The organism is Desulfovibrio sp. (assembly GCF_034006445.1).
Lineage (GTDB): Bacteria > Desulfobacterota > Desulfovibrionia > Desulfovibrionales > Desulfovibrionaceae > Desulfovibrio.
This window is the reverse complement of sequence record NZ_JAVESS010000027.1, coordinates 1-22,204: the sequence shown is the minus strand read 5'-3', so window position 1 is coordinate 22,204 and position 22,204 is coordinate 1. Positions and strand designations below refer to the sequence as shown.

The following is a 22,204-nucleotide window of genomic DNA, read 5'->3' as shown; positions in this document are numbered from 1 at the left end:
CAGCCTTGAAACGCAATACCTACCTGACCCTGCTGCCGCCCGATGAAGCCAGAAACCTCTGGTTTGCAAGGCTGGACGCCCACGCGCACTGCCTGGCGGAAGAAACCGTTCTCCTGACTCGGGCGCTTCACCGCGTGCTCAGCCGTCCTGTGGCGGCCCGCCGATCGTCCCCGGCATTTCACGGAGCGGCCATGGACGGTATTGCCGTCAATGCCGAGGACACCTTTTCCGCTTCCGCGCGCAATCCCCTGCGCCTTGAACTCGGCAAGGCCGCCCACTGGATCAACACTGGCCACCCCCTGCCCGACGGCTGCAACGCTGTCATCATGGTGGAAAACGTCAATACCGAAACTGTCGGCGACGTTCAGTGGGCCGTCATAGAAAAGGCCGCCTTTCCCTGGCAGCATGTACGCAAGATGGGCGAGGACATGGTGGCCACGGAAATCATTTTGCCGCCCGGCATGTGCATTGGCCCGTATGATCTGGGCGCGCTGGCTGCGGGCGGCGTGCTTGAAGTGCCGGTGTTCGCGCGCCCGCGCGTTGCCATCGTTCCCAGCGGTTCGGAAATTGTGCCCCTGAGCGAAGCGCGGGAGGAAGACCTGCGCGCCGGACGGGTGCTGCCTGAATTCAATTCGCTGATTTTTTCGGCCATGATTACTGAGGCCGGGGGCCATCCCGTCACCCTGCCCGTGGTTCCCGACGAGCCGGAGGCCATTGCCGCCGCCGTCATGGCCGCTCTTGGCGCGCTGAATACGGTGGAAGCGGGAACGGGGCCAGAAACAGGTGCGGGGACGGAGTCGGGAACGGGGGCAGGAATAGAGTCTGGAGCGAAGTCGGGAACGGACGCAGGTGAGGGGATGGGCACAGGTGAGGGAATGGTCGCAGGAACGGGCGCGAACGCAGGTGCGGGCGCGAACGCAGGTGCGGGCGCGGGGGCCGACCTTGTCATCCTCAATGCCGGGTCTTCGGCAGGCAGTCACGACTACACGGCCCATGTGCTGGAATCATTGGGCGAGGTGCTGGTACACGGCGTTTCGGTCATGCCCGGCAAGCCCACAATTCTGGCTGTGGTGCGCGGCAAGCCTGTTATCGGCGTGCCCGGCTATCCGGTCTCGGCCGGTATCGCCATGGAAGAATTTGTGCTGCCCCTGCTGGCCCTGTGGCAAAAACATGTTGCAACAGAACGCGAAAAAGCCACGGCCATTCCCTGCAACCCCTTGCCCTCACGCCCCGGCATGGAGGAACGTCTGCGCGTGAAACTGGGCCGGGTGGATGGAACCATCGTCGCCGTGCCCTTGCCACGGGGCGCTGGCACCATTACCAGCCTGAGCCGCGCTGACGGCATCATCCGCATCCCGCGCGACAGCGAAGGCTGCGACGCCGGGGAACCCGTGACAGTGGACCTGCTGCGTCCGCAGGCCGCGCTTGACAACGCCCTGCTGGCCATCGGCAGCCACGACAACACGCTGGATTTGCTGGACAGCCTGCTGCGCAAAACCCATCCCCGCTACCGCCTCACCTCGGCCCATGTGGGCTCTCTGGGCGGGCTCATGGCCCTTGGGCGCGGCCAGTGCCATCTGGCTGGCAGTCATTTGCTGGACGCTGCCAGTGGCGTATACAACCGCAAGGCTATTGAAGAAAATCTTGAAGAACCCGTTGTTCTGCTGCGCCTTGTGGACAGGGAACAGGGCATTTTGACAGCGCCGGGCAACCCCCTTGGCATCAGCGGCATTGAGGATCTGGCGCGGCAAGGGCTGCGCTTCGTGAACCGGCAGCGCGGCAGCGGCACCCGCGTGCTGCTGGACTACAGGCTTGCCTGTCTTGGCATTGCGCCCACGCGCATCACCGGCTATCGGGATGAGGAATACACCCATATGAATGTGGCAGCGGCCGTGCTTTCAGGCCGCGCGGACGCGGGCCTTGCCGTGCGCTCCGCCGCCAACGCACTGGGTCTGCCCTTTGTGCCCGTGGGTGTGGAAGAATACGACCTCGTCATTCCCCGGCGCTTTTATGAAACCCCTGCCATGCAGGCCCTGCTGGACGTCATACGCAGCGCTGACTTCAAGCAGGAAGTAACGGCCCTCGGAGGCTACGGCACGGAAAAAACGGGGCAGATCATCTGGGAATACCAGGGCAGATAGGCCCGGTGGATTGTCAGATCACGACGCCAGCGGAAAGAAGAAGAAAAAAAAATTGCCCTACACCGGCGGGTTGCTACGCCGTAACGCCGCGTCCGTGTGGCTCGGCAGCCATTGGTAGTGCCCCCGCCCGCACTGGCGGGTTATTCCCAGAAAAAGCGCTCCAGTTCCGGTACGGACATGTCCAGATGGTAGAGGGGTGACAATACCTGTGGGCCATGCCCGGCTGGCAGATTACCGGCTGGCATATTGCCCGCTGGCTGGTACCCGGATGCCGGATTTCCGGCTGATGCCCCCCCGGCGGCACTTTCCTGCGAGGCAGATGCGCTTTCCTGTACCTGCGGCCTGGCGCAGGGGCATGGTGCGCCGCCCGCTTCCGTCCCGTCGGCCTCTTCTACCCCGGCGACCTCTTCTGCCCCGGCCCCATCGGTTTCAGCCCCTGCCCCAGAAGACTCGGAAGGCGGGGCAAGCACAATGCGCAGGCACAGCCTGACCATAAGACAGGCCACAGCCGCCGGGGCCAGCGTGCCCACGCCTTCACGGCGGGCCTCTGCCAGTTCGTCACCGCTTTGCCCCTGCGGATACAGTTCCGCCAGACGGGGCGTCGGCCCCCCGTTCACATAGGCAAAGCCCTCGTCCCGCAGGACGGAGCCATGCACAAAGGGCACTCCCGCCGCAAGACAGGCCCTTTCCAGCGCTGTCTTGGCCGCGATAGTGTCCAGGCAATCCAGGGCCACATCCACACCCCGCAGAAGATCCGGCAGATTGTGCTCGTCCGCCTCCAACTGCACTGCCTCCACGTCAAGGTGCGAAGCCACGTCTGCAAGGGCCTGCCGCAGCACAAGGGCCTTGGGACGGCCCAGGGCGCTTTCGGTGCAGAAGCGTTGGCGGTTGAGATTGCTCTCGTCAAAAACATCATTGTCCGCGAGGCGCAAAAAACCCGCGCCCATACGCGCCAGCAACTCCGCCGCGTGGCCCCCAAGCCCGCCGCAGCCAAGAACAAGAATACGGCTGCGCAACAGACGGGCCATGTCCTGTGCGGAGAACAGGCCGAAGTTACGGCGAAACCTCTCGGGCCATATGTTGAAGTACAGCAGGCGCGCCATGGCCTCACGCTCGGGCAGGCCATGCAATTTTGCCCAGGCCCGCAGACCGGTAAGGCTCACAAAAAGTGTGCTTTCAGGAGCGCCCCGCCCGCAGGAGGCCGTGGGGCTGGCAGAAGGTGCGGGGTATTCGGCGCGCAGGTAGGGAGTAAAAAAAGCGCGCACTTCTGATTTTGTCATGGCCAACGGACGCTAGCCTCCACCGACAGCCGGGAAGAAGGCAATGCGATCTCCGTCGCGCAGGAGATCGTCAACCTTACGCTGGCGTCCGTTGACCATAACAATTTTGATGTCTTGCAGCGGCAGATTCAGATGCCGGGCCAACTGCTCCGCGCTGCTGCCCTCCGGCATGGCAAGCTGCAGGCCCGCTTCCGGATTATAGCCGGGCACATGGTCGCGCAACGTGGTGCTCAGCTTCACGGTCAGGTGCATGACAAACTCCTTGGACGCAAAGGCGGCCAGATCATATATGCCCATGCCGTCGGGCCGCCGTCAAGCTGTAAGAGCCATGTCAGCCCCTGGCAGGTTCATGCCACTCTGCCAACAACAAGACAAAAATTTTCGCCGCCCCGGTCTTGCCCGACCGGAGCGGCCGTTTTTCGTAATGCGATCTCGCGCAGATTAACTTTGAACTGTTTTACATTTCAAAGTTTTCATTCAGCCGAAAAATGCGATTTTTCGGCTGAATCCACGCCACTTTGTGGCGCGCTGCACTTTTGTGCAGCGGTAGAGCATTTACACTTTTTCAAAGTTAAAATGCTCTAGCCCTTTTCCTCTATCCAGTTGAACACAGTCTTGAGTTCGTCGTGGGTGATGTCAAAGGTGGTGTTGTGCGGGGGAAGCTTTTCATCCGTAAAGAAATCGGGCAGCACGTCCGCGGCCTGGGTGATGCCCGCGCGGCGGTTGAAGTCGATTTCCGTGGACAGGATGCGCTGGCCCAGCGTCACCACGTCATCGCCCGTAAGCTGCCAGCCGAACTTGGCGTTGAGCATGTCCACAATGGCGGGCAAAGCGTCCGGCACGTCAAGAATGGCAAAAGCCGTGAACAGGCACAGCCCCACGGAGTCCACCGAGGCCGTAGCCACCTGAAGATTGCGCGAAAGCTCGATCTGGCCTTCCTTTTTCAGCGGATCAACAGTGCCGCCGCTGCTCAGGATGTTGGCGGTAACGGCATACCCGGCCGTGTGGTCAGCGCCCATGGGCGAGGTGGCGTAGGTGACGCCCTGGCCCTTGACGGCACGCGGGTCATAGGCGGGCAGGCTCTGCCCCTTGACCGTGGGCACCCGGCGCACGCCGAAAACCCGGCCAGTGGTGGCCGTGCCGCAACCGATGATGCGCCCAAGGGGCGTGCCTTCGCTGATGGCGTGCATGGCGGCCAGCACGGCCTTGGCATCGCCGTAAGGGATGCCCCCGCCAGCCATGGCAACACCCATGGCGACACCCACGTCAATGGTGTCCACGCCGATGTCGTCGCACAGATAGTCGTACTGCGAGATGGCGTCCAGATCCCCGATGCCGGAATGGGGGCCAAAGGCCCACAGGGTTTCATATTCCGGCCACTTGCTCTGGAACTTGCCTTTCTTGTCGGGCAAAATGCCGCTGCAACGGATCATGCAGCCGCTCATGCAGCCGTGCGCCACCGTGCCGCCGCGCTCCTTGGTAACCTGGTTCAGCAGTTCGCCGGACACGGCCTCATGCTTGTCAAACCGGCCCACGGTAAAGTTGGCCGTGGGCAGGCCGCCCGCTTCATGCAGAATGTTCACAAGCACGGCGGTGCCGTACTCCGCAAGACCCTTGCTCGTGATGGGATGCTCGGCCAGAGCCTTGGCAAAGCGCTTGGAAGCATCGCGGAAGGCCGCTTCGTCCACAAGGGGCTGATTTTTGCCGCCCTCGGGATTCACGATAATGGCCTTGAGTCCTTTAGAGCCCATAACCGCGCCCACGCCGCCGCGCCCGGCATGGCGCATGGGCCGCAACTCGCGGTCGGTAAAGGCAATGGAGGCGGCGGTGAGCTTGAACTCGCCCGCACGGCCGATGGTGACATAGCTGCAATCACTGCCGTACTTTTCAACAAGTTTGGCCACGGTATCAAAGTTGTTCAGCCCCGCCGTTTCAGAAGGCACCAGCTTTGCGTGGTCCTTGCTCACTTCAAGCTGCCACCACTGGCCTTCTTCGGCCATGTCTTCAACAATCACGGCAAGAATGGCCAAACGGGCCAGATGCCCGCCGGGCTGACCGCCCGCGTTGGATTCCTTGATGCCTTCGGTAAGCGGGCTTTTACAGCCCACGGAAATACGGTTGGCGTTGGGGCTGTTGGTGGCGCCCAGCAGGCCAGGCGCGAAAACCAGCTTGTTGTGGGGGCCGATGGGCGTGCAGGTGGGCGGAACTTCGCGCGCCACAATGGCCGAAGTCAGGGCGCGACCGCCAAGGCCCGCATATTCCTGAGGGATTTCTTCAAACACACAGGTTTTTGTCGCCATATTAACGCGTAAAAAACGAAACATGGGGCCTCCTTACAGCGCTGCTGCGCAGCATATGTTTACGCAATATATTTTTACACAATTTGTCTTTACCGCTTTCTACGGCAGGATCAGAAAAAACGGCAACTCCCCCAAAAAAACGACACGCTTTCATGCCCAAGCGGCACGAAAGCGGACAAAAGAAGGACAATACGGCAAAAGCGCGCCGCGTGCCCCGCGTACGCCGCGCACGCTGCGTGCCCCGCGTGCGGGGGCTAGCGGGAAGCGCAATCGTAAGAGCGGCCTTAAATTCTGCGTGCCCCGCGTGCGGGGGGGCTAGCGCGGATTCATCTCAAGGGCTTTGTGGGGGGAAAGACTTTGCGGGGAGGGATTGAAATACCTTGTGGGGGTGGGCCCCTTTTGTAAAAGGATATCCTCCCCCCCCCCACCCCCCAAAACTTTTAGTGGAGTTTAGTTGGGTGCAAAGTGGGCTGTGATTAGAAGCGATGTTATTGCAACAGCGGTTTTCAGGCGTGACCGTTGCGAAGAATATCTGCTTCAAGAGTTGAAAGCCAATCAGTGGCAGCGAATCCGGTTTGCCGCGTGCCCCCTGCACGTAGAGCAGTCAGCCACGGGCAGATTATACCAGCATGGATGGCACTGTTGTCAGCGTGCCGCGCTCAAGCCGGAACTGCGCACTGGCATGGCTCAGGATGTCCTGCTGATGGTGCGCAACCTGAACCACAGCCATGGCGGCCCCGGCCTGCCCCGCGCCCACCAGGCTTTCAATCAGCGCCTTCATGTCTTCACGCAAGGGGCCGTCCAGCCCCGTGAACGGCTCGTCCAGAATGAGAAGATCCGGGCGCACGGCCAGAGCGCGGGCCAAAGAAACCCGCTGCCGCATACCGCCGGACAGCTCGCCCGGCAGCAGGGAAGTTGCCCCGGAGAGGCCCACGGCTTCCAGCATTTCAAGGGCGTAGCGCCGCGCTTCCGGTTGATGCGCGTCACAGGGCAGCAGGACGTTTTGCAGGGCCGTGCGCCAGGGCAGAAGGCGTGGCTCCTGAAAAACAAAGCCCACACGCCGGACAGTGAGGTGCGCGGTGCCTTCCTGCGGGCGCAACAGGCCCGTCATAATGCGCGTCAATGTGGATTTTCCCGCGCCGCTGGGGCCTGTAAGCACCACGCACCCGCCAGCCTCAAGCGTAAAATTGACCTTGCACAACACCCTATGCGCGCCGAAACAATGCCCGACGTCACAAAGCCTTACCAGTGGGGCCAGTGGAGCCCTTGGAGTCTGTGGAGCCAGTGGAATCTGTCGGGTCTGTGGAGCCAGTGGAGTCTGTGGGGCCAGTGGAGTCTGTCGGGTCATGGTCTTCCTCCCCCGCACAGTTTATTGCGCAGGCAGCGCAGAAACGTGGCCTCAATGGCGCTGACCAGCAGCATGCTGACCAGGGCCACGGCATATAGTCCTGGCGTGTTAAGGTCTGCCCGCGCCAGAGCCAGCGTATAGCCAAGTCCCTGTGAAGCCCCGAGGGTTTCCCCCAGAATCGCCACGCGCATGCCGCCGCCCAGAGCCACCACGCAGGCTGACACCAACGGCGCGGCCACTGCGGGCAAATAGAGTTCCGTAAATCGTTTGCGTAAGGGAACCCTGTAAAGCCGCACCATTTCGCACAGCGCCGGATCAACCGCGCCCAGCCCTTCCTGAAGCGCCATATAGATGGTGGGGGCGCTGGTAAGCGCCACAATCAGGATGATCATGCCCGACCCCACCCCGCACCAGAGCATGGCCAGGATAACCAGCACAACGCCCGGCACGCTTGAAAGCACCCAGCGAAAAGGCAAGAGCAGCAGGGCCGCCTCGGGATAGATTCCGGCAATCCACCCCAGCAGCCCTCCTGCCAGAAGCCCCAGCCCGAACCCGGCCAGCACCCGCCCAAGGGTGGGCAGCATGCCCTGCGTCCAGAACCAGGGCTGTGCGGCCAGATCCACCAGCGCGAACCAGGTTTCCAGAGGCGAGGCCAGCGCCAGCCCGCCGCCACGTGCAGCGGCCCATTGCCATGCGCCCAGAAAAAGCACGCATCCGAGCAGACGCCACAGCAGACCGCGCCGCAGTTTCAGCATACTCAGACTATTCTTCACGGCCCATATCCCAAAAATCGTTTGTGGGCAGGCTGCCGCCCACGGAGGCTGGAGTCAGTTCCAGCAGGCGTTGCAGCATGAAAAGCGCGGCCTTTTTGCCGCGATCACCCACAAGAACCGCAGAAGACATAAAAGGCCGCTCTTGGGTTGCGGCGCGTTCCAGCACAGCGCCCAGTTCCGGGCTGTGCCGCCTGGCTGTCATGAGGCTGGCCTGTGGATTGTTTTCCATTTCGCGCATGCCCTCCACAAAGCCCTGACGCAGCAGCGCTCGCAGGGCCGGATCACGCGCCGTCGCTCCTACGACCATAAGGCAGGCCGTAGGCATGTCCGCATGATCGGGAAAGGCTGCCGACCATGCCTCGCGCAAATCCAGCAGCCGGATCATGCCTCCCCCGGCAGTGGCCAGAGAGGCGGAAGGCTCCGGCAACAGCGCCGCGCCGCCCTGCCCCAGGCGCAGCAGGTTGACCGCCTCAAGGGCGCTGCCGCAGTGACGCAGGGGGCAGTCAAGGCGGCCCTGCGCCGCCAGCACCCGCAGGGCCAGTTCCGGCATGTTGCCGGGGCCGAAGGGCAACAGGATTTCCCTGTCCAGCAGCCGACGGAGCGTATCAAGAGGCGGCTCGCCTTCGCGTGCGAGATCCGGCGGCCCCACCAGCCACAGGGGCGCGGCATAGGCAGCCAGCACCACGCAGGGCACGCCGCGCCGCGCCAGAACCGCCGCAGTGGGCAAAGCCGCCACCACGGCATCCACCTGCCCGTTGGCCACCAGAGCGCGCAACTGCTCCGGCGAACGCCAAAGGCTGAATGACGTCCCGACTCCGGCCTTCTGGAATAACGCGCTCTCCCCGACGCCCAGCAAGGGAACCGCCTGCGGCACCAGCGGCGCAGCCAGCCGCAAGTTCGAGGTTGGGCGCGCTCCTGCGGGTTCCGCCGCATTCTCCTGACCTGCCCGGTCTGGTGGGCTTGGCGGATTTGCCGGATTTGGCTGGCCTGCCGGGACTAACGGGGCAACAGGGCCTGCTGCATGGGACTGGTCTGCCGGGCCTGCCAGATTTGCCCGGTCTGCGGGGTCTGCCGGATTTGCCGTGGCCGAAGCACCCCACCCCATCGCAACAAATACGCACACCGCCAGTGCGGCCCATACCTTCATGCCTCACCCCCTGCATCAGCCCTGTGCGGCTTTCTGAACACTTCCAGTTCCGCCTGGCCAAACAGCATGGGCACGGGGCGCGCCAGAACGCGTTCCAGCCCGGCACCGCTGGCGGCGGCGGTCATCTGCCCGTAGCTCAGGGACACGTCCTGCCCCTCCATGGCCAGTGAAAGACGCGAAAGAACGAGCACCTCCGGGGCCACGCCTTCACGCACACCCTCATGCACGCTGACAAACAGCCCGCCGGGGCGCAGCGCGGCGCACACTTTTTTCAGAAATTCCGGCAGGTCTGTGGCGTAGTACAGACTTTGGCAGGCCCAGACGAGATCGTGGTCATGGCCCAGCGCCACGGTGTTGAAATCACCGGGGCGCAGTTCAACGCGGTCGGACATGCCGCAGGCTGCGGCTTCTGCCCTGGCCATGTCCAGCACAGGCGAAAAGTCGCACAGCGTGACATGCAGATCCGGCAAAAGCGTGGCCGCACGCAAGGCCGTGATGCCCGGCCCGCACCCCAGATCCAGCATGGACGTAAACGCCGCCGCACCGGGAAGCCCGGCAATCAGCCGGGCCAGAATGTCCGCAGCGCCAGCCTTCTGATAGGCCGCAAGGCCAGCCAGCGAGCGCTTCCAGTGCTGCTCGTCGCGCAGCCTGCCTTCGGGGTTCAGCCTGCTTTCGGGGTTCATTGTGTTCGCCCCGTTCGCGTTCGGGTGAGGCTCCTCGCCAAAAAGCCTTTCACGCAGGCAGGGCAAATTGCGGTGCTGCATGCCCGACAGCGAGGCCACAAGGCTCCCCAGAAAAACGGGCGATCCCTTGCGCAGATACGCCCCTGCCAGGGCGCTGTTGCTGTATGCGCCGTCCTTCTTGCAGGCCAGACCGGCCGCGACCATGCCGTCCATAAGGCTTGTCAGGCGGGACGCGTCCGCCGACGCGCCGCAATTTTTTTTCAGGTGCGCCGCAATGCCGGACACGCTGTGAACTTCCTCCAGAATGTCCGGCAGTTCCAGTTCCAGGGCCAGCCTGAGTAGCGCCATGCGCACCGGGGCCACCAGCCAGTCGGACAAAGAGGCGAAAGGCAGTTCGCCCACAAGATTTTCAGGATTCTTATGCTGTGCGGTCATGCCTAGAATCTCCATCCCACAGTGACGCCAAAGGTCATGGGCGCGCCGTCTTCCACAATGGTCTGGCTATTGCTGACCAGTTTTTTGGTGGCATAGCGGGCGTCCAGAACGTTTTTGCCCCACAGCGAAACGTCCCAATTGTCGCCGTGGTAGCCCACCTGCGCGTTGACGGTCTGATAGCCGTCATCGCTGAGCTTGTTTTCGGCGTCAAAATACTGCTTGCCCGCGCCAAACATATCCACCTGGGCAAATAGGCCGGTTTCGTGCGTGTAGCCAACGCCGATATTGTAGGTCAGATCCGGGGCCCAGGGCAGACGTTTGCCGCTGAAGTCCTTTTTCACGCCGTTGACGGTGGTGGTCCAGTCGTCAATGACCGAGCGGGCGTACCCGACGCCGCCGCGCAGTTCCAGTCCGGCAAGCGGATATGCCTTCACCTCGGCCTCAAAGCCCGACGAATGCGCCTGCGCGGAATTGGTGAACTTCCAGGTGCCTACGCCGCCCGTGGGGTCTTCTTCGCGCACCTGCTTGTCGCGGATGGTGGAATAAAAGGCAGACACATTGGCCAGCAGCTTGTCATCGAGCCAGTGCGTTTTGAACCCCGCCTCATAGTTGGTGCTGTATTCCGGCTCATAATAGAAGTTGCCCCGGTTGCTGGCGGAAAAGATGTTGAAACCGCCGGGCAGATAGCCCTGCGACCAGGAAATGTACGGCGTTATGTTGGCTGTGGCATCCCACGAAAGTGACGCCATGGGCAGCAGTTCCGTAAAGGTCACGTCCTTTGCGTAGCTGCGGCGCACGGCGGAGGTGCGGTAGGTCTGCTCGCCGTTGAGCCGGGTATTTTCCGCGCGCAGGCCCACTGTCAGCCGCAGCCCGTCCACAATGGACAACGTGCCCTGACCAAAAAGCGCCTGCGTATCGCTGGTATAGTCCGTATGCAGATACGAAGTTGCCACGGCCCGCTGCATCAGGCGATCCATATCGGTTTTTGTGCGCGAAGCCCCCACAAAGGCCCCCGTGACCCACGACAATCGCGACGTGCGCACCGAGGCCAGCCGCAGTTCCTGCGTAAAGTTGCGCTGGTCGATCTGCATGTCTGAAACCCCTGTGGGCAGCGGGGTACGGTCTATGTCGCTCTTCATGTCGTAGTTGTAGGCCATGTAGCTCGTTATGGATGTCAGCTTGGCCGCGTCGCCCGTATAGCTGGCCACCAGAGCGGGCAAGGTGAAGGTTGCGGATGACGAGTCCGCGGCGTTGGAGCGTACCTCCCACCTGTCGGACCTATAGGGGCCAGTATCCATACGCATGGTGCCCACGCCCACATCCTGACGCGAGGCGTCCAGCGAAAGGCGCAGGTCTACCCTATCCGTTGGCGTGAAGCGCAACATGCCGCGCCCGGAGGTTGCGTCATTGCGCGCGGCGCGGGTGCTGTCCTTGTATAGGTTTTCCACGTAGCCATCGCTCTGGTGGCGCAGAAAACTGCCGGAAAAAAATACCTTGTCCTCAAGGATAGGCGCGGATGCCGAGGCTCCCAGCCTGTAGGTATTGTAGGTGCCGCCTTCGGTAAAAATATGCGCCCGCTTGGTGTTGTCGGGCACGCGGCGCACCAGATTGACCACGCCGGATTCACTGTTCTGCCCGAAAAGGGTTCCCTGGGGGCCGCGCAGCACCTCGGCGCGCTCCATATCCATAAGATACAGGTTCTGCATGTAGGAAAGCGGATAGGGTATCTCGTCCACGTACAGCCCGGCCGGAGACTGCAGGGCCGTATCCCAGGTGGAAAACCCGCGAATGACCATTTCATTGCCGGAACTCGTGCTCTTCATATGCACGTTGGGGAAAAGCCGGGTCGCGTCTTTCAGCGTCTGGGCGGCACTGTTTTCAAGGTCAATGTCCGTGGCAGTGGAAATGCTTGTGGCAATATCCTTGACCTTCTGCTCCCTCTTGGTGGCGGTAACAGTGATGGCGTCCAGCGTGTAGTCGGGTGCTTTGGGCGTCGCTTCCGCCGAGAGCGCTGACGCCGCCCATACCGCCATCACGCCCAGGCACAACACAAAGGCCGAAAAATACTGGGTAAAGTAGCGCATGATTTATCGTCCTGCCTGATGTTGAAATTGAATGTACTTTTCAATACACTGCACACATCAGTCGGGCTAACCCTTCAAGGGTCAAAAACTGTCCCTCGCGGGGAAGGGGTTTAACCGTGCGTCATGAATCATAAGCAGGATACGGCGGCTTTTGCCGCTTCAAATGTGTACCGGATGGCGGGCGGCGCTGCCCTGCCGCTCAAGCCTGGCCTGGCGTTGCAGTTCGCCCAGGTGCCCGCGTCGGCCTGCTTTCGGAAGGAATTTGCCATTGACCATTCGCCCCTGATTTTCGGCTTCATGCTTGCGGGATTGAACTGCTGCCACTATGCGGAAGGCGCGCTCAGGCATACCCGTTGCGTGCATACGGGCGGCAGCAACCGCATCACCTACCTGCCGGAAACCAGCGGCGTGCTGGACTGCAAGGGCGGCATGCAGCGACTGAGCATCCTTGTGGCCCCGGAATTTCTTGAGGGATATCTTGAACAGGAACGGGCAAAACTGCCCACGGGTCTGGCGGGCGCCATAAACGGCAAAAATGCGGCTTTTCAGTGGACAGGCAGGCAATGCCCGCAAAAAATGCGCATCGTGGCTGACATACTGGGAGCCGCGTATGCCGGGCCGCTGCGCAAAATGCACCTTGAGGCGCGCGCCCTTGAACTCATGGGCCTGCAGCTTTCAGAGTATCTTGACCTTGATGCCTCGCGGCCCTTGCCCACGCTCGCGGCATCGGATGTAAGCCGCGTCAGGGACGCCAGGGAGATTCTGCTTCAGGATATGGAGAATCCCCCATCCATGACGCAGCTGGCCAGAATGGCCGGAATAAACGAGAAAAAGCTGAAGTACGGCTTCAAACAGGTGTTTGGCATGCCGGTATTTGAATACTTCAGGAACTACCGGCTGGAAATGGCGCGGGATCTGCTGGCTTCGGGCATAATGAGCGTTACGGAGGTGGGCGTGCATATCGGCTATCAGAGCCTGAGCCACTTCAGTGAGGAGTTCAGAAAAAAATTTGGCGTGACGCCCAAAAAATTTCAGTGCGGGAGGCAGTTGTAGAGTGCCGCCCCTCATGCTCAGGCCGCGCTGACTTTCTCATGACTGAAGCCGCGCTGCCGCCCTCGTGCTGAAGCCGCGCTGACTTTCTTGTGCTGAAGCCGCGCTGCCGTTCTTGTGCTGAAGCCGCGCTGACTTTCTCGTGGCGGGGCTCAGGCCACGAGCCGCCAGGCTTTTCACAATGCCAATGCCAGAGCACTTCTGGCGCAAAAATCAGTTCACTTCATTCCAATGTCTGCCCAGGCGGATTTCGCGCGCGCCCATCGTGCGGATCAGGGCCGGGTCGTGCGTGGCGCAGACCACGGTCGCGCCTTCACTGCGGCAGTTCTCGATGGCCCGCACCATGGCGCGGGCGCTGGATGCGTCCACATTGGCTGTTGGCTCGTCCAGCAAAAGCACCTTGGGCCGCAGCGCCAGGCGCGAGGCAAGGGCAATCCGCTGACGCTCGCCGCCCGAAAGTTCGCCAGGGCCGCGCTCCGCGAAATCCCAGGGTTTGTCAAAGCCTGCCGCGCGCATGCACTGCTCATACACAAGCTTGAGCGACGCCGCGTCGTGCCGCAGCCGCAGGCCCAGCACCACATTGCTGAAAACGCTCATGCGCAGCAAATAGGGATCCTGAAGCAGCAGGGTTGCCTCACGCCTGCCAGTGCCCGCCCCGGCATAGCGCAGTTCGCCCGACACCGGGCGCTCAAGAAAAGCCAGCAGCCGCAGCAGGGTGGACTTTCCGCAGCCATTGGGCCCGGTCAGGGCCACGGCTTCACCCTTGCGCACCTCAAGCAGGGGCATGTCCAAAACCTTGCGGCCCCCGTAAACCTGCACAAGATCGCGCCCTTCATACAGCAGTTCGCTCATGCCCGTTCCCTGTGGCGAAAAAAGGCCAGCACAAGATTGATGACAAAGGCCATGAGCAGCAAGATAAGGCCCAGCGCTATGCCCTGGGCAAAATCGCCCTTGCTGGTCTCAAGCGCTATGGCCGTGGTCATGGTGCGGGTGGCGTACCGTATGTTGCCCCCAAGCATCATGGCGACGCCCACCTCGGTGATGACCCGCCCGAACGCGGTTATGCAGACCATGCCGATGGAATACCGGCACTCCCACAGCGAAAGCGCCGTGACCTGCCGGGCATTGGCCCCCAGCGTCAGCAGGGTTTCGCGGCAGCGCGGGTCAAGGCTTTCCACTGCCTGCGCCGTCCAGGACACCACAATGGGCAGGGCGAGCACTGCCTGCCCCACGGCCATGCCCGGCAGGGTAAACAGCAGCCCGTACTGCCCCAGTGGGCCGCGCGCCGTTATGAAAGCGTAGACCAGCAGGCCGATGAGCACGGTGGGAAAAGCCAGAAGCGTGTCTGAAACAAGGCGCAGGGCCCGCTTGCCGGGGAAGGAGCAGTAGCCGAGGGCAAACCCCATGGGCAATCCCAGCAGCAGGGCCGCCGCCATGGCATAGCATGTGGACAGCAGCGTCGCGTAGATGGCGGACAGTGTGGCCGCATCCATATGCGCAAGAAGAGAAAGAGCGCCGGAAAAACCATTGACCAGATAGTCCATACAAATGCCCGAAAGTTCCTGAAATGACGGCGCGGCGCACTGGCGGCGCAAGCGCGGGAAAAGGCTCCCCGCACCTGCGCCGCGAAATACGTCAGTTATTTACCGGCGTTGGGGAAGAAAAGCTGTTTGCCCTTGAGCTTGTAGTCCGCAATCTTCTGCTGCGTGGCAGGGGCCACCCACCAGTCTTCAAACTTCTGCGCCAGATCCTTTTTGACCTTGGGGCACTGGGCGGGATTGACCGCAATGACGCTGTACTGGTTGAAAAGCGCCTTGTCCCCCTCAACAATGATGACCAGAGGGTTCTTGTCGCCCATCTTGTCGGCAAAGGTGATCCAGGTTCCACGGTCGGTCAGGGCGTAGGCCTGCTTTTCAGCGGCCATGTTCAGCGTGGCTATCATGCCCTGGCCAGCGGAAAAATATTTGGAATCCTTGTCGGGCGTGATCTGGGCCTGCTTCCAGAGCTTTTCTTCGGCCTTGTGGGTGCCGGACTGGTCGCCACGGCTCACAAAACCCGCCTTGGTTGTAAAAATGCCGCCAAGCGCCTCGGCAGTGCTCTTTCCCTTTACCTTGGCCGGGTCAGAGGCGGGCCCCACAATGACAAAGTCATTGTACATGACCTGACGGCGGTCAATGCCGTGCCCGGCTTTGACAAATTCCATTTCGCTCGCCGGGGCATGCACCAGCAGCACGTCGGCGTCGCAGTTTTTGGCGATCTCGAGCGCCTTGCCAGTACCAACGGCCACCCATTTGAGTTCAATGCCCGTTTCCTTTTTGAACATGGGCTCAAGATATTCCAGCAGGCCGGAGTCCTGGGTGCTGGTGGTGGTGGCCATCATGAGCGTATCCGCAGCCTGAGCGGCTGGGGCCAGTGCCAGCGAACCCAGCAGGCAGGCGGCCAGAGCGAAACGGGATGCGCGGAACATTTCAGAAATACGGAACATGAGAAACTCCTGTTAAAGATATTTCGTTGCCCGAAGGCAGCGTCATGCCACGGCATATGATCATCACGGTATCATCAAAAACCGTGATATAAAAGATGGGGACGGGTGGAAAGCCCCAGCGTTGCCTCTACAGGCATGGCGGCGGGGTCAGTATGGCCGGAAGTTTTCAGAATTTGTTGCGGAAAAGATCGGCGGGATTTTTTACGAGGATCGGGTCAAACCCTGTATGGTCGTCAGCCTCTGGAGCAGACAGCCTTGATATGGCGTGGGCCTGAAAGACGCTGTGCCCGGAAGACTTGGTGTCTGAAAGACTTGGTGTCTGAAGGCTCTGTCATTGCCCCGCTACAGCTCAGAAAGCTCATTGTGTCACACTAGAACACACTGAAAGTTTTAGGGGGTAGGGGCGTGGGGGAGGAGACCCTTTTTCAAAAGGGTCCCTCCCCCACAAAGCATTCCACCATAAAATTACATCCAGAAATTACACCTAGTCTGCCAGCAGGGTCACGGCGCTGGTGGGAAAATACGCGAAGATTTTTTTGCCTTCGGCAAGGTGCAGTTTTGTGACCGCAGGTGTTTCCACCGTGGCGCGCAGAATAGCGCCATCCGGCAGGCTCAGGCATACGAAGGTTTCCACAGCGTCGGCGTGCAGGCTTTCCACCACGCAGCGCGCGCAGTTGCCCAGGCTTGTCTGGATGCGCTCGGCAGAAAGTGCCACGCGCTCAGGATCAACACGGGCGCTGAGTACCTGGTTTTCGTGCACTTCCAGCAGGCCTGCCTGCTCATGCGTACAGGAGGCCGTCAGGCGCACATCTGAGAACGTCGTTATTTCCACATGGATTTTTCGCATGCCCGTGTGGATGCCTGTGACAATACCCCAGAACAGGTTTATGGCGTCATCGCTGGCGGCCTGCACCTGTCGTGAGGCCCTGCGGTTCTGGACCTGCGCACTGAGCATTTTTCGGGCCTGGCCATCGGAAAAGTCCAGAAAAGCCTTAAGCTGGGCAGTGTCCTGCTGCCCAAGAAATTTCTGCACCAGCGACATGGGCACGTGCAGATCAAGAAGCTCCAGCCCTCTTGAATACCGTATGGCGCGCGGCCCAAGCACGGCCGCAGGCAGGCCCATTGTCTTGCCGACGGCATAGAATTTTTTGCGCACAAAGGCCTGGTCAAGACGCAGAAAATCGGGCTCGCCAGCCTGCGGCAGACTGAGAATCCGGCGGATATGCCGCATGGCGCTCAAAGGCAGCAGCAGTTCGCGGGCGTTGGGGCCGGGCACGCGCATCATGCCCGTGATACTGTCTATGGCGGCGCGTGGCTCAAAAGTCAGGGCCTCGCCAAGCCGCAGCCCGCCATACCGGAACAGCAAAAACAGCAGGTGCAGCCGCGCCCGCGCAATTTTTTGCGCTGTCGTGGCTGCTTCTGCCTCCCAGTGCTCCCAGCGCAGGGTAAGGGCTTCCAATTGCTGACGGGGTATATGGCTGTGCATGGCTGTACTTTGAACCAGGTTAACAAATCGGCAAAAAACTGTCATCAGGGAGCAGCGCGCGACCTGGCCCTGGCGTGAGGAGGGGGTGCGAGGGGCGGTGTTATGTTGAAATATGTTGAAAGGCTTTGTGGGGGAGGGGCCCTTTTGCAAAAGGGTCTCCTCCCCCACACCCCCTCCCCCTAAAACTTTTATTATAGCTCGCTGATGATACAGTGGGGGTTTTTAATCCAGGCGGGGGTTGCAGAAGCGGCGTCTTCCAGGCATCACAGCACCGCAACATGCATCTGCCATGGCGCAGGCGGCCGCCAAAGCGGCTTCAACATGAGAACTCCGGCCCTCGCCTGCCGGGCAGGCGCAGCCATGCCTTCCCAGGAAGCACGGCCAACAGCGTCATTTTTAGTCAGGGAGAACATATGACGGCCATAAGATTTGCCGCGCCAGCAGACAGCCGCGCGCTTTTAGCCATTTATGCCCAGTACATAGCAACGCCCATCACCTTTGAATACGTCCTGCCTTCAGAACAGGAGTTCGCGGGGCGCATCGCCAGCATTTCCAGCTGCTATCCCTACATTGTCTGTGAAGAGGGCGACACGATCATCGGTTACGCCTACGCTCACAGGCATATGGAACGCCAGGCATATCAGTGGAATGCCGAGCTTTCTGTGTATCTCGACACGGCGGCGACCTCCAAAGGGCTGGGCAAATGCCTGTACGGCATCCTCATCCAGATGCTGGCGTTGCAGGAGGTCAGAAACGTCTACGGCTGCGTCACCCTGCCCAATGCCAGAAGCGAGGCCCTGCACAAATCACTGGGCTTCCGCACTGTGGGAATGTACACCAATGCCGGGTACAAAAACGGCAAGTGGCACCATGTGGGCTGGTTTGAAAAAACCATTGCCGCCTATGACTCTCCCCCCAATCCCCTCGTACCCATCAGCAATGTGCCGCAGGACGTTCTGCAAGAAATCATGGCCAACGCTTTATAGCATTCTTCTTAAGGGGGCTTCGGCCTTTTGGGTAGCACGCAGCGCACGCCAGCCCTTGCCACCGCGACAGCCCGGACATTCATGACATCCGCTGCATTCGGCGGCATGGCGTGGTTGCGGCATGATTGCGCCCAGGCTGTCGTCACAAGATCGGAACGGATAAAAAAGTTTTAGGGGGTGGGGGCGTGGGGGAGGAGACCCTTTTACAAAAGGGTCCCTCCCCCACAAAGCCTCTCCCACAAAAACAGTTACTCCCCCACAAAGCATTTCCTCCCCCTCAAAGCCTCTCAAATTGCTCTCTGTCAGCGGCTGCCGGGCTTGAGCGAAGGCGGCGGAGGGCTTTTTTTGCGGGCTGCGGCTTTTTGAGCTGAGCGACCGGAGAATCTGCGAAAAAGATGCGGCTTTTCAGGCGGCACGGCCTGCTGTTTATTGGCGGCGTTTGCCTGTCCGGTGGCGGCGTCCGCATGCCCGGTGGTGGGCACGGGCAGATCCAGCACCCCAGGCGTTTTCAGGCCCGTGCTGGCGGAGCTTGCGCCCTTTCGCAAATGGTTGTGCAAGGCGCACATGAGGCGGGGCAAATCCTCATATTCTTCATGCACGCCTGTTCCATACAGGTGCCAGCGGCTCTGCCCGTGGGCCACCTTGTGCACGGCCCGCAGCTGCCGCTCGCGCATGCTCAGGCTTACGCGCCAGTCGCCGTCAGGCGTATGCAGCACCAGGGCTTTTTCATTGGCCGCGCCGCGAGCATGATCCTGTACCTCAAGCCAGAATCCCGAAGGATAATCGGCCAGGCGCAGCATGTCGCGCAGTCCTGCCAGGGCAATATGCAAATGTTCGCTGGAGGCCATATTTTTCTGGTCCTGGCGTATCTGCTCTTCCATGGTGCGGATACGTTCGTCGCACAGGGCGCGCTCGTCCTCCAGCGTGGTGTGTCCGCGCTTCATGAGGCGCACACAAAATACCACGACTATCAACAGCACGACGCCAGCTGCGCCCCATTCCCAGGCCATATATCCTCCACGCGGGCAAGGCCCGGTTTATCCTGTAAATTTTTCCAGCAGCGGCGGCGTCTGTCAAGCAGGGCTTTTGCAGCTTTTATAAACAGGCAGATCTCTAAGCCCGTCTGGCTCTTTCCTTTTTTTTGGCAAGTATGTATCGTGGACAATAATAGCATATGGAACGCACGTTTTTCCCATGGACCGTCAAGGGTCTCGCAAGCGGAAAATGCCCGCAGGCCGCCGCAGCCCGGTGGCCCGTTCCGGAAAATTCCGCCCGATAGAGCCGGGCATCCCATGCCTCAAGGCATGCGCCCCGCCCTTCTGTGGGAACTCACGTTCCTTCCCTGGTTTCGTTCACCCGGCTAGCGCCGCACGCGTCCGCCACATCGCTTACTAAGGGAGAAAACCATGCCTACCCCACTGGAAATGCAACGCACCTTTGCACTCGTCGGCACCGGCGGTTGCGGCAAAACATCTCTGGCCGAGATGCTGCTGCTCAACGCCGGAGCCGTCACCCGTCTGGGCGCCGTTGAAGACGGCACCACGAATCTTGATTACGAGCCAGAAGAGATCCGTCGGCGCGGGTCGGTGCAGCCCGCGTGCGCCACCTATATGTGGAACAAAAACCGTCACTTCTTGCTGGACATTCCTGGTGACGGCAACTTTACTGGTGATATGGAATGCCTGCTCAAGGGTGTGGACAGTGTGGTTTTTGTGCTGGACGCCGTAGACGGCGTGCGCCCCCTCGCCAAAAAATTTTGGAATATAGTGCAGCAGGCCGGTCTGCCAACCATCATCGTGATCAACAAGCTTGACCGCGATCGCGCCGATTTTCAGATGACTTTCGACGGCCTCTCCTCCCTTGGCATCAAGCCGGTGGCCCTGCAACTGCCCATCCGCCAGGGCGAGAGTTTTCTTGGCGTGGCAGACGTGCTTTCGGGCAAGGCCCGTATGTTTAAAGCTGACGGCGGCTTTGCAGAAGCGGAAATTCCCGCAGGTCTCGCCGACGACGTCAGCCTTTTGCGCGACATTACCGTGGAAAACATCGCCGAAAGCGATGAAGTCCTTATGGAAAAGTACCTTGAAGAAGGCAGCCTGACGCTGGAAGACCTGCACGCGGGCTTGCGTTCCGGCGTTGTAAGGGGCGAACTGACCCCGGTACTGACCTGCTCGGCCCTCGAAAACAAGGGCGGTCAGGCCCTACTGGCCGGTATTGAGGCCCTCTTGCCCTCGCCCCTGGATCGTCCCCCCTTTGAGGGCCAAAACGGCGAAACACGTTCTCCCGACCCGGACGCTCCGGTGGCCTGCTTTGCCTTCAAAACCCTGGCCGACCCCTTTGCCGGTCAGCTGACCCTGCTGCGGGTTCTTTCGGGTACCATCAACGGCGATGTGAACCTCAAGAACATGCGCACCGAGGATAACGAACGCCTGGGCAACATGCTGTACCTGACCGGAAAAACTCAGACGCCCTGCAAGGAACCTGTGGGTCCCGGAGCCATTGTGGCCGTGGCCAAGCTCAAAAACACCCGCACCGGCGACACCCTGTGCGATGAAAAATCTCCCTTTGCACTGCCCATGCCGCAGCTGCCGCCCCAACTCATCACCTATGCCCTGGCCCCCAAGGAAAAAGGCGAGGAGGACAAGGTGTATGCGGCCATGCAGCGCCTGCTGGACGAAGATATTACCCTGAAGCTCGGCCGTGATGGCGAAAATGGCGACATTCTGCTTTCAGGCATGGGGCAGTTGCACATCGAACTTTCGGTCGAAAAAGCCAAACGCCGCTTCAAGGTGGATATTATCCTCAAGACTCCCAAGGTTCCGTACCGTGAAACCGTGCGCGGCAAATGCCAGGTGCAGGGTCGTCACAAGAAGCAGTCTGGCGGGCGTGGCCAGTTTGGCGACTGCTGGATTGAGATGGAAGGGCTGCCGCGCGGCTCCGGCTATCAGTTTGAAGACGCCATTGTGGGCGGCGTTGTGCCCCGCCAGTATATCCCCGCCATTGACAAGGGTGTGCAGGAAGCGGCGGCCCGCGGTTTTCTGGCCGGTTGCCAGGTGGTGGACTTCCGCGCCAAGGTTTATGACGGCAGCTACCACACCGTGGACTCTTCCGAAATGGCGTTCAAGGTGGCGGGCTCCCTGGCCTTTAAAAAAGCCATGGAGACCCTCAAGGCCGTGCTGCTGGAGCCCATCGTGCTGCTGACGGTGTCCGTGCCGGACGAAAGCATGGGCGATGTCATCGGCGACCTGTCATCGCGCAGGGGCAAGGTGCTCGGCTCTGATTCACAGAGCGGCAACACCGAAATAAAAGCCCATGTGCCCATGAGTGAAGTGCTGCGCTACGCGCCCGATTTGCGCTCGATGACGGGGGGCCAGGGCTTCTTCACCATGGAATTTGCCCACTATGAAGAAGCGCCGCAACCTGTGGTGGAAAAAGTGGTCGCCGAATATCAGGCAGCCAGAGCAGGCGAATAGCAAAACAGACGCAGCTATCCTCATGCTGTGCACTTCAGCCGGAGCCTGAAAGGGTTCCGGCTGTTTTTATGAATGCTCCACGAGCACAAGATATCTTTGCGCATATATCTTCTCAAATGAGAAAAAAGCACGCTACCCGCCGTACAGCGCGGATAAACCGTGCTTGCGCCGCCACAATCCCAGCCTGCGCCCGCAGCCGCCAGTGCGCTTTCTGCGAAAAAACGCACTGGTATCCTCTTGCGGTCTGCATTATTTTTACTTATAATATTATATAGTTAGTATAAATTATTATTCATTTCTTTTTTGTCTGTCTCCATATATTCTGCCCAACTAACCCGAAACCACCGCTTCTGCCGAGACCACTTCATTACTTATTAACGAACCATGTTATCAACGATAATTGACAGGTTAATTTTGTATGCAATCGCATACTTGGTTTCAGCGTAAAAGCTTTACACATACTCTATGCAAATTTTACCGGGGCTGAACACAGCCATTGCCAAAACTGTGCGCATTATCCGCGTCCGCAGCGGCCT

General features: G+C 60.6%; 17 protein-coding genes. 4 read left to right on the top strand and 13 right to left on the bottom strand.

All coding sequences use genetic code 11. The features are described from left to right. The first annotated feature begins 5 nt into the window (after positions 1-5). Positions 6-2,141: a molybdopterin biosynthesis protein gene (locus RBR41_RS13590; protein ID WP_320353196.1), complete on the top strand. Its 2,136-nt coding sequence runs from the start codon at positions 6-8 to the stop codon at positions 2,139-2,141. A gap of 140 nt (positions 2,142-2,281) precedes the next feature. On the opposite strand, the gene RBR41_RS13585 is transcribed toward RBR41_RS13590, so the two are convergent. From RBR41_RS13585 to RBR41_RS13550, 8 genes are all read right to left on the bottom strand, one after another. Next, positions 2,282-3,421 carry a HesA/MoeB/ThiF family protein gene (locus tag RBR41_RS13585; RefSeq protein WP_320353194.1) on the bottom strand — a complete coding sequence of 380 codons (1,140 nt, stop codon included), beginning with the start codon at positions 3,419-3,421 and terminating at the stop codon, positions 2,282-2,284. 12 nt (positions 3,422-3,433) lie between these two features. Next, the gene (locus RBR41_RS13580; RefSeq protein ID WP_320353193.1) at positions 3,434-3,718 is read right to left on the bottom strand and encodes a MoaD/ThiS family protein; all 285 of its coding nucleotides are present in this window, start codon (positions 3,716-3,718) and stop codon (positions 3,434-3,436) included. Positions 3,719-4,002: 284 nt separating this feature from the next. Beyond that, positions 4,003-5,745, bottom strand: coding sequence for an aldehyde ferredoxin oxidoreductase C-terminal domain-containing protein (locus tag RBR41_RS13575; protein ID WP_320353191.1), 1,743 nt, complete (start codon positions 5,743-5,745; stop codon positions 4,003-4,005). A 595-nt stretch (positions 5,746-6,340) separates the two neighbouring features. Continuing rightward, positions 6,341-7,069 (bottom strand): ABC transporter ATP-binding protein, encoded by a 729-nt coding sequence (locus RBR41_RS13570; RefSeq protein ID WP_320353190.1) that lies wholly within the window; start codon positions 7,067-7,069, stop codon positions 6,341-6,343. Beyond that, positions 7,066-7,842: an ABC transporter permease gene (locus RBR41_RS13565; protein ID WP_320353189.1), complete on the bottom strand. Its 777-nt coding sequence runs from the start codon at positions 7,840-7,842 to the stop codon at positions 7,066-7,068. The genes RBR41_RS13570 and RBR41_RS13565 overlap by 4 nt, the downstream gene beginning before the upstream one ends. Further along, positions 7,832-8,698, bottom strand: coding sequence for a hypothetical protein (locus RBR41_RS13560; RefSeq protein ID WP_320353188.1), 867 nt, complete (start codon positions 8,696-8,698; stop codon positions 7,832-7,834). Before RBR41_RS13560 ends, RBR41_RS13565 begins: the two co-directional genes overlap by 11 nt. A 287-nt stretch (positions 8,699-8,985) precedes the next feature. Then, positions 8,986-10,107 (bottom strand): class I SAM-dependent methyltransferase, encoded by a 1,122-nt coding sequence (locus RBR41_RS13555; RefSeq protein ID WP_320353186.1) that lies wholly within the window; start codon positions 10,105-10,107, stop codon positions 8,986-8,988. A gap of 2 nt (positions 10,108-10,109) precedes the next feature. Beyond that, positions 10,110-12,191, bottom strand: a complete 2,082-nt coding sequence (locus RBR41_RS13550; protein WP_320353185.1) for a TonB-dependent receptor — start codon at positions 12,189-12,191, stop codon at positions 10,110-10,112. Positions 12,192-12,314: 123 nt separating this feature from the next. Between RBR41_RS13550 and RBR41_RS13545 the strand changes: the two genes are divergently transcribed. Then, positions 12,315-13,244, top strand: coding sequence for an AraC family transcriptional regulator (locus tag RBR41_RS13545; RefSeq protein ID WP_320353184.1), 930 nt, complete (start codon positions 12,315-12,317; stop codon positions 13,242-13,244). 210 nt (positions 13,245-13,454) lie between these two features. On the opposite strand, the gene RBR41_RS13540 is transcribed toward RBR41_RS13545, so the two are convergent. From RBR41_RS13540 to RBR41_RS13525, 4 genes are all read right to left on the bottom strand, one after another. Next, a complete protein-coding gene (locus RBR41_RS13540; RefSeq protein ID WP_320353183.1) occupies positions 13,455-14,093 on the bottom strand; it encodes an ABC transporter ATP-binding protein in 639 nt (212 codons plus the stop codon). Continuing rightward, positions 14,090-14,785 (bottom strand): ABC transporter permease, encoded by a 696-nt coding sequence (locus RBR41_RS13535; protein ID WP_320353206.1) that lies wholly within the window; start codon positions 14,783-14,785, stop codon positions 14,090-14,092. Before RBR41_RS13535 ends, RBR41_RS13540 begins: the two co-directional genes overlap by 4 nt. A gap of 95 nt (positions 14,786-14,880) precedes the next feature. Beyond that, positions 14,881-15,708, bottom strand: coding sequence for a substrate-binding domain-containing protein (locus RBR41_RS13530; protein ID WP_320353205.1), 828 nt, complete (start codon positions 15,706-15,708; stop codon positions 14,881-14,883). A 502-nt stretch (positions 15,709-16,210) separates the two neighbouring features. Continuing rightward, a complete protein-coding gene (locus RBR41_RS13525) occupies positions 16,211-17,212 on the bottom strand; it encodes a TOBE domain-containing protein (protein ID WP_320353182.1) in 1,002 nt (333 codons plus the stop codon). Positions 17,213-17,625: 413 nt separating this feature from the next. Between RBR41_RS13525 and RBR41_RS13520 the strand changes: the two genes are divergently transcribed. After that, positions 17,626-18,198, top strand: coding sequence for an N-acetyltransferase family protein (locus RBR41_RS13520; protein ID WP_320353180.1), 573 nt, complete (start codon positions 17,626-17,628; stop codon positions 18,196-18,198). A gap of 302 nt (positions 18,199-18,500) precedes the next feature. On the opposite strand, the gene RBR41_RS13515 is transcribed toward RBR41_RS13520, so the two are convergent. Next, positions 18,501-19,208: a hypothetical protein gene (locus RBR41_RS13515; protein WP_320353178.1), complete on the bottom strand. Its 708-nt coding sequence runs from the start codon at positions 19,206-19,208 to the stop codon at positions 18,501-18,503. A 396-nt stretch (positions 19,209-19,604) separates the two neighbouring features. Here RBR41_RS13515 and RBR41_RS13510 point away from each other — a divergent pair, with 396 nt between their 5' ends. Beyond that, complete coding sequence (locus tag RBR41_RS13510; RefSeq protein WP_320353176.1) at positions 19,605-21,668, top strand: elongation factor G; 2,064 nt, start codon at positions 19,605-19,607, stop codon at positions 21,666-21,668. Positions 21,669-22,204: the final 536 nt, after the last annotated feature.

Bases quoted from the DNA above. Each gene is read 5' to 3' on its own strand.
- RBR41_RS13585 (WP_320353194.1), bottom strand. From the start codon at position 3,421: ATGACAAAATCAGAAGTGCGCGCTTTTTTTACTCCCTACCTGCGCGCC.
- RBR41_RS13580 (WP_320353193.1), bottom strand. From the start codon at position 3,718: ATGGGCATATATGATCTGGCCGCCTTTGCGTCCAAGGAGTTTGTCATG.
- RBR41_RS13575 (WP_320353191.1), bottom strand. From the start codon at position 5,745: ATGTTTCGTTTTTTACGCGTTAATATGGCGACAAAAACCTGTGTGTTT.
- RBR41_RS13570 (WP_320353190.1), bottom strand. From the start codon at position 7,069: ATGACCCGACAGACTCCACTGGCCCCACAGACTCCACTGGCTCCACAG.
- RBR41_RS13555 (WP_320353186.1), bottom strand. From the start codon at position 10,107: ATGACCGCACAGCATAAGAATCCTGAAAATCTTGTGGGCGAACTGCCT.
- RBR41_RS13550 (WP_320353185.1), bottom strand. From the start codon at position 12,191: ATGCGCTACTTTACCCAGTATTTTTCGGCCTTTGTGTTGTGCCTGGGC.
- RBR41_RS13545 (WP_320353184.1), top strand. From the start codon at position 12,315: ATGAATCATAAGCAGGATACGGCGGCTTTTGCCGCTTCAAATGTGTAC.
- RBR41_RS13540 (WP_320353183.1), bottom strand. From the start codon at position 14,093: ATGAGCGAACTGCTGTATGAAGGGCGCGATCTTGTGCAGGTTTACGGG.
- RBR41_RS13535 (WP_320353206.1), bottom strand. From the start codon at position 14,785: ATGGACTATCTGGTCAATGGTTTTTCCGGCGCTCTTTCTCTTCTTGCG.
- RBR41_RS13530 (WP_320353205.1), bottom strand. From the start codon at position 15,708: ATGTTCCGCGCATCCCGTTTCGCTCTGGCCGCCTGCCTGCTGGGTTCG.
- RBR41_RS13525 (WP_320353182.1), bottom strand. From the start codon at position 17,212: ATGCACAGCCATATACCCCGTCAGCAATTGGAAGCCCTTACCCTGCGC.
- RBR41_RS13520 (WP_320353180.1), top strand. From the start codon at position 17,626: ATGACGGCCATAAGATTTGCCGCGCCAGCAGACAGCCGCGCGCTTTTA.
- RBR41_RS13515 (WP_320353178.1), bottom strand. From the start codon at position 19,208: ATGGCCTGGGAATGGGGCGCAGCTGGCGTCGTGCTGTTGATAGTCGTG.
- RBR41_RS13510 (WP_320353176.1), top strand. From the start codon at position 19,605: ATGCCTACCCCACTGGAAATGCAACGCACCTTTGCACTCGTCGGCACC.